The organism is Candidatus Methanoperedens nitratireducens (assembly GCF_900196725.1).
GTDB lineage: Archaea > Halobacteriota > Methanosarcinia > Methanosarcinales > Methanoperedenaceae > Methanoperedens > Methanoperedens nitroreducens_A.
On sequence record NZ_FZMP01000027.1, the window covers coordinates 1 to 6,898 of the forward strand.

The window sequence follows — 6,898 nt, forward strand, 5'->3', positions numbered from 1 at the left end:
TTATAATATTACTTATGTGACTAGGCTTAGTAGTTATAAGTACTATTATATACTCTTACTTAGAATATAAAAAGGAGCTGGACTGAGCACGATAAAGTAGATATATCATAATGCGTTTGTACATCAAATCGGAAATGTACGGCATAGCACTTTTCAATTCGGAACTATTCGCATGGATCATTCTACCGCTGCTTATTTTTATTGCCAGGGTTTTTGATGTGACATTCGGAACGATGCGAATCATATTTGTCTCAAGAGGGGAAAAATTCCTTGCCCCGTTCTTTGGTTTTTTTGAAATAATGATCTGGCTTTTTGCCATAGGACAGGTCATGCAGAATTTTACCAACGTTGCCTATTATATCGCCTATGCAGGAGGCTTTGCCATGGGAAATTTCGTTGGCATATACATAGAGGACAAAATGGCGATGGGTACGCTGGTTATCCGGATTATAACTAAAAAGGATGCGAGCAATCTGATGGGTGCACTTAAATCCAATAATTACGGGGTCACGAGCATAGATGCTGAAGGGGCTACCGGCAAGGTAAAAATCATTTTCACAGTAATTAAACGCAAGGATGTCAATAAAGTTGTGGGCATGATCAAACAGTTCAATCCGAAAGCTTTTTTCTCCATAGAGGAAGTCCGTGCAGCAAGCGAAGGCATTTTTCCCTCGCCCAAACCCCGTTTTGGTATTTTGGGTATATTCAAGTTGAACCGTCCCGGAAAATAATGCAATATACGATATGCCTTTTGCGATAAATATATACGTGGTTATCCCTATTGCCTGAAATATAATGATAGCGATTCCAGAAATATTGAATCAAAAGATATCTGACCTTATAAAAAAACCTAAAACCGAATTTGACAACCTGGTTTTAAATGCAATAAAAAGCCCGCTAAGTTACTTGATATTGCTATGATGAAAGAATTGCTGGAATATGATAAAACAGGACTGATAGAGACTTTATGGAAATGCGATCCTGATATATACGCTATTCTCAGGTCAAGCGATAATCTGCAGGATGCACGAAATAATATGTTCGATTATCTGAATGACATTGAGAGACATCTTTTTAACATATATTCGGATAAACATTTCAAGGATATAAATATTCTTGAAAGGAATAATGCCAAGGAGTGCATCAGGGTATTTAAAAATATCATTCGAACGGAGAATGAGGAAATTTCCAATTTTTCAGTTTTGAACGTTTTATATAAGATCGCAAAGAAAAAAATCGACCCTGACAAATTTACCGCAGGGTTCGTAATTGAATTCATTTTCCTGTTTAAAGGAATCAACTGTACCTCAGGTCTGTATGCGGAGAAGGATGTTCCGCTATTTCTCAGATTGAGCGGATTTGAGGCGGCATTAGAGCGCACAAAGTCCCTTGACAACTATGCAGTAAACATGGAAAATTTTTTCAAACGATATAAGACGGGATTAGATGAAGATATGATAAAAGAAAGAAGGATGAATAAGGAATCCATCCAGGCTTTTTTCCATGCCGGTGAATCGGACTGGTATGATCATAAATGGCAGCTTAAAAACATAATCAAAGATATTGATACCTTACAGGGCATGGTCAGATTAAGTTCTGATGAACTGAAAGGATTGAAGTGCGCAAAAAAACACAAAATCCCCTTTCAGATAACCCCGTATTACCTGTCACTGTTTGACAGGGAAAATACCGGGGAATATGATCATGCAATAAGGGCACAGGTCTTACCGGGCGAGGAATATTGTTTAAACTATGTACAGAGTAAAAAGAGCGGCTCAAGCCTGGATTTTATGGATGAAAAATCTACAAGTCCGATAAACGGAATAACCCGCAGGTACCCGCAGATACTGATCCTTAAACCCTTCGATTCCTGCCCCCAAATATGTGTCTACTGCCAGAGGAACTGGGAAATCACCGACATAAGGGATGCTGTATTCTCAACGGAAACCATGGGCAATGCTATCGAGTGGATAAGGAACAATCCGAATATTACAGAGGTGCTGATAACAGGGGGAGATCCGCTGACCCTGAACGATACTGCAATCGACTGGCTGTTATCCCGGATAGCGGACATAGAACATATTGAGAGAATAAGGATAGGTACAAGGGTCATTGTTACAATGCCGCAGCGGATAACAGATGATACTGTGGAAATATTTGGCAAATATCATGAACCCGGAAAACGGGAATTTTGTATCGTCACGCATTTTGAGCATCCCGCTGAAATGACGCCCGACTCCCTGTATGCTGTAAAGAAGATAAAGAAAATCGGCATCAGTCTTTATAACCAGCAAGTTTTCACATACTATAACAGTAAAAAATTTGAGTCCTGCCTGTTGAGAAGAGTTCTTAAAAAATCGGGAATAGACCCTTATTACACATTCAATACCAAAGGAAAAAATGAGACGATCGATTACCGTGTGCCTGTAGCAAGGATCGAGCAGGAAAGAAAAGAAGAGGCAAGGTTCCTTCCCGGACTTGTAAGAACGGATGAACCGGTTCTTAATGTTCCAAGGCTTGGTAAATCGCACCTGCATGCATGGCAGGACCATGAGATAATAATGATATTACAGGACGGCAGGAGAGTTTATCGTTTTTATCCGTGGGAATCCAAGTATGCGCTGGTTGAGCCGTATAATTACATAGATGTGTCCATCTACGATTATATTATACGATTAAAAGAGGATGGTGAGGATGTCAGGGAGTATTCGTCGATCTGGTATTATTTCTGATTCTTTATGCTATAAAATTTTTGACTGAGAACTTTAAATCACATACTGAACAATATTTTATGTGTTAAGAGAACAAAATACTACAAGGAGGTATAAAATGGAATCAACCTGGAGAAATGAAAATATAGAATTTAGCTTTACAGACAGGAAATCCTATCTTGACACAAGGGAGAATTTTGTATGAAATACCTCTACGGAGATTCCACAGAGTTCCCGCTGCAAAGGGATTTTCTCGGGCTTCTGGATAATTATATAGATACAAGCGTCAAGTCGATAACCCTTGAGAACACTGTTTTTGACTTAAAAGAGACTATAAGGGACAGGCGCAGGCTGAAGAACTCTGTCCTGGATGAGATGGATAATTTCCTTCTAACTGTTGAAACTGCCATTTCAGGTGCAGTATCGGGAAGTAAAGAACAGGAGACAATTGTTAAATATGCTGACAAGAGCAGGGAGTTTATAAAAAAATTTATAGAAGACGGAATGAAAAAGTTTTCAGATGAGATTTTTCTGGAAATCGCAGGATTCGAGAAAAAAGCTGATGATGCCGATGAAGAGAACAGGAAAACACTGGAATCATTTTTTATCAAGGATCCTGTGCCCGTAGTAAATAAAAGATACACTATCAAAGCTGGAAAAGAAGGGTATTCCGCAAAAGTGCAGGTTGACTACGAAGGCGGAATTTCCATCGTATTCGATATTGCATCATCAGAGATCCCTTTTTGGCGCAGGCATGTTAAAGCCCGTGATTTCGTAAGAGACGTTGAAATCCCGGCAAGGATGAAGAGACCTTTTCTTAAGAAAGAGCCTGTGCCTGAGATCGTGAGTATGGATGATCTTCTTCTCAGCGACCTTGTCCTTTCCGGAAAAGAACTTGAGGTCGTCTTCAGGAAAGGGCTTGATATGGCTGCCGAACGGTTCAGGTTAAAAATGAATTTCATGGGCGAATTCGCAGTGGATGTTTACCATGCCGGAGAGAACGGGGTTGAAAAAAATATCCAGGCTGTTCCTGAATTGAAAAGCGCACTTAACATATTCAGGCTGCGCGAACTGGGAGAGAAAATTGTAGAGCAAACACACACTCTCTATCCCAAAAAACAAAGGCTGGAGTCCATCTATCTTGGCGACAGGGAAGTATTTGAAGATAACCTGGTCTTTGAACTTATGCAGAAGGTCGCAGAGATCTTCGTGCCCACCGTAGCAGAGATAAAGAAACACAGTCCCTCTGAAGAAGAACTTTCCCTTAAAGCAGAAGATGAGAGCGGGATACGAAGCGAGATATACCTGAAAAAATCGAATGTTAGAGATAAGTTGAATGCGATAAGGGAGAAGGGCGATAGACTATTTGAAATTCTGGATATATAGTTAGATACGCTAAAAAGACCGGCTTAGAAAAACTATAGCGTCTTATTAGGACAAATATTTTAAACCATAACAATATACTAGGTATTGTAGCAGGTGATTTATGTCTGAGGGAAAACAGGATAAAAAATCGCAAATGAAAGAAAAATGCAAAAAATGCGGTATCTGCTATCCCAGGAGGAAAAGAAATGAGTAAAGTCGTTCTAATGGATTTTTTTGCTGAATGGTGCGGTCCATGCAAGATGCAGGACCCGATATTAGAAGAGCTGAAGAAGAAATTCGGGGATAAGGTAGAGTTCAAAAAAGTTGATGTTGATACGAATTATGAGCTTGCTTCCAAATTCACAATCCACGCCGTACCTACGCTGATCATCGAAAAGGATGGCGCTGTGTTCAAGCGGTACACAGGTGTGACGCGCGGGAACGTACTTGAGTCTGATCTGAACGCTGCGTTAAAATAAGAGATCTGTGAAACCCTTATTTGACCTCGGCGTGCTGCCCATCAGGCACAGGACCGGCAGGGGATGGAAACCCCATGTATCGCTGGTTTTCAATGCCTGCAAAAGACTTACCTTTGCAATAGACACCACCAACTCACGCTCCCGGCAGCCCGATGCCTACCTGATTACCCATGCCCATTCGGACCACCATGGCAAATCTGCCATGCTCTCCGAAAGGGCGGTATGCTCTGAAGAGACTGCGCGGGCGCTTGAGATCCTATATGGCAGGAAATATGCCGGCAGGACTTTTAAGACAGGTGAGACCATTGATATCTGCGGCGTTGATGTAAAGACATATCCTACCTATCATACCATCGGTTCATGCGCTTTTTACTGGCAGAACGAAGTGGGAACAAGGATCCTGGTCACAGGCGACGTCAAGGATGCAAAAGACCTGCCCAGGTGTGATTGCCTTATCACCGAGGCAAACTACGGTGACCCTGCCGATCCTAACTGCCACTTCAGGGACGATGTCGATGCGTTCAGGGAGGCAGCCGAAGCATCGCTGGAGAATGATACTATTTTCGGCGCCTATGCGTTCGGGAAAGCCCAGCGCGCTGTGAAGCTCCTCCGTGAGATAGGTTATTCTGAGGAGATCGGGATGGACGCCATATCCCGTGCACTTACCGAAGGATTGATGGAAAACTCAGGTTCTCTTACCGGTCTTGATAGCGATTGCAGGATACGCATAGCATCGCTCGCTGAGATGACAGGGGTTGCCGCATCGAAAAAATTCATCCTGACAGGGAGGCGCGATTACAGGTTCCCGACGATCAATATCAGCGACCATATGGATGCGGAAGGTCTTATCGATATGGTGCATCAATGCTCGCCGCAGGCGGTTATTACATACCATCCGGGCGGACACCGGCCGCTCAAGCTTGCAGCGTACTTAAACAAAATCGGGGTGTACGCGCGGGCACTTGAACAGATAAATAACGTTCTTGAAGCCTGATTTAGCCGGCGTGCCTGGATAGATCTTTAATTCAACCCGCTTGATGTCACATGTATTTCACACCACAGTTCATATATATCACATTATAAACAAAAGAAATATAGAATGTTAAATATAACGACCTCCCTGCAACTCCTCAGTATAGTATATGCAATATTATCGTCCGGAGGGGTTATTCTCGTAGCATATGCGGCATATTCAGGAAAAAAGAGGACAGACGGCACCCTGCTGAGAGCAAGGGCATTTCTCAATGAGTCTTTCATGAAAGATAGCTGGACACTGCTTCTGCTGGCATGTTTTCTTTTTTTTATCGATTCCCTGTTGAGCCTGAATATGATGTTCGGATCATTTATAGAGTTGAACACATCGATTCTAATATCAATAGTGGTCGAGGCTGGAACAATGGTATGCATTGTCATGCTGGCATATAAATGGTTCAGGCTGGTAAATCCTAAAAACCAGATATAAGCGACCCAGTCTATAAGCTGAAAAAACAGCGTTTGAAGAATCAATGCTGGCGCGCCGTATCCTCTGTTCTGTGATGACTATTCCAGAAGTAGCGATCTATCGCCAGCAAGCAGAATCGCTTCCAAAAATAATGTAGCAAATTTTGTTTGGTGCAACAAGTCTATTGATTGCGATACATGGCACTCCATGAACCATAATTCTGATAGCTTATTATTCGGTAAACCCTAAGATATATTTAAAAGTTCTGGATTATTGCCGCTATCTGTCAAGTTGCTAAAGTAAGAAAAATAGAGGCAGGGGTTAAACGTGGCTGACAATCACATTCACTAACCCCTTACCTTACGTTAATGATTATTAATGATAGAATAAATACTTTTCTATCCAAAGATTAAACATATATAAACAGAATTTTGAAGTATGCATGAAACCGGGCTGGCGAGTTATTTCCCGGAAAATAATCGGATGCTGAGTTTTTATTTTTAGGTCCTGATAAGCCGCTTCAGTTACGGGTTTTTAGGATAGGTGGACTTCTCCTCTTTAGCCTTTTGAGGCGTAAAAAAAGATTTGGGTGGTGGGAGAAGTCCGCAGGTATCTTTTAAAAATCATGTATATAAACGGAGTTGTGAGGCGCGTGTGAAATGGGTGTATTATTCAAATATATAATTTGCTGAGAAATTAGGATTGATGATTAACATCTTTTTTATCTTTATTTAATATTTTTAAAATTTCAAGTTCCTCCTTTGAAGGAATAATCTTCTTTTCTATTTTCTTTTGATTAAGTATTTCATAGAGTTGTCTTGGTTGGAGGTTCTTTTTGTATTCATTGTCTTTACAACCATGACAGTTGTTTCTACCTGACATAGTGTCAAATGACCCTCTAA

General features: G+C 41.2%; 7 protein-coding genes. 6 read left to right on the top strand and 1 reads right to left on the bottom strand.

Annotated features, from left to right (window positions below; genetic code table 11):
• Positions 1-110: 110 nt before the first annotated feature.
• The 6 genes from MNV_RS03035 (at position 111) to MNV_RS03060 (ending at position 6,017) form a co-directional block, all read left to right on the top strand.
• The gene (locus MNV_RS03035; RefSeq protein ID WP_218837873.1) at positions 111-731 is read left to right on the top strand and encodes a DUF2179 domain-containing protein; all 621 of its coding nucleotides are present in this window, start codon (positions 111-113) and stop codon (positions 729-731) included.
• Between the two features lie 186 nt (positions 732-917).
• On the top strand, positions 918-2,732 hold the full coding sequence (locus MNV_RS03040) for a KamA family radical SAM protein (protein ID WP_218837874.1): 1,815 nt from the start codon (positions 918-920) through the stop codon (positions 2,730-2,732).
• 180 nt (positions 2,733-2,912) lie between these two features.
• A complete protein-coding gene (locus MNV_RS03045) occupies positions 2,913-4,097 on the top strand; it encodes a hypothetical protein (RefSeq protein WP_096203908.1) in 1,185 nt (394 codons plus the stop codon).
• 185 nt (positions 4,098-4,282) lie between these two features.
• On the top strand, positions 4,283-4,555 hold the full coding sequence (gene trxA / locus MNV_RS03050) for a thioredoxin (RefSeq protein ID WP_096203909.1): 273 nt from the start codon (positions 4,283-4,285) through the stop codon (positions 4,553-4,555).
• Between the two features lie 7 nt (positions 4,556-4,562).
• Positions 4,563-5,549 (top strand): MBL fold metallo-hydrolase, encoded by a 987-nt coding sequence (locus MNV_RS03055; protein ID WP_096203910.1) that lies wholly within the window; start codon positions 4,563-4,565, stop codon positions 5,547-5,549.
• A 105-nt stretch (positions 5,550-5,654) separates the two neighbouring features.
• Positions 5,655-6,017 carry a hypothetical protein gene (locus MNV_RS03060; protein ID WP_096203911.1) on the top strand — a complete coding sequence of 121 codons (363 nt, stop codon included), beginning with the start codon at positions 5,655-5,657 and terminating at the stop codon, positions 6,015-6,017.
• A 675-nt stretch (positions 6,018-6,692) separates the two neighbouring features.
• Here the strand turns inward: MNV_RS03060 and MNV_RS03065 are convergent.
• Positions 6,693-6,898 (bottom strand): hypothetical protein (locus tag MNV_RS03065; protein ID WP_218837875.1); only part of this gene is annotated, 206 nt, incomplete at its 5' end.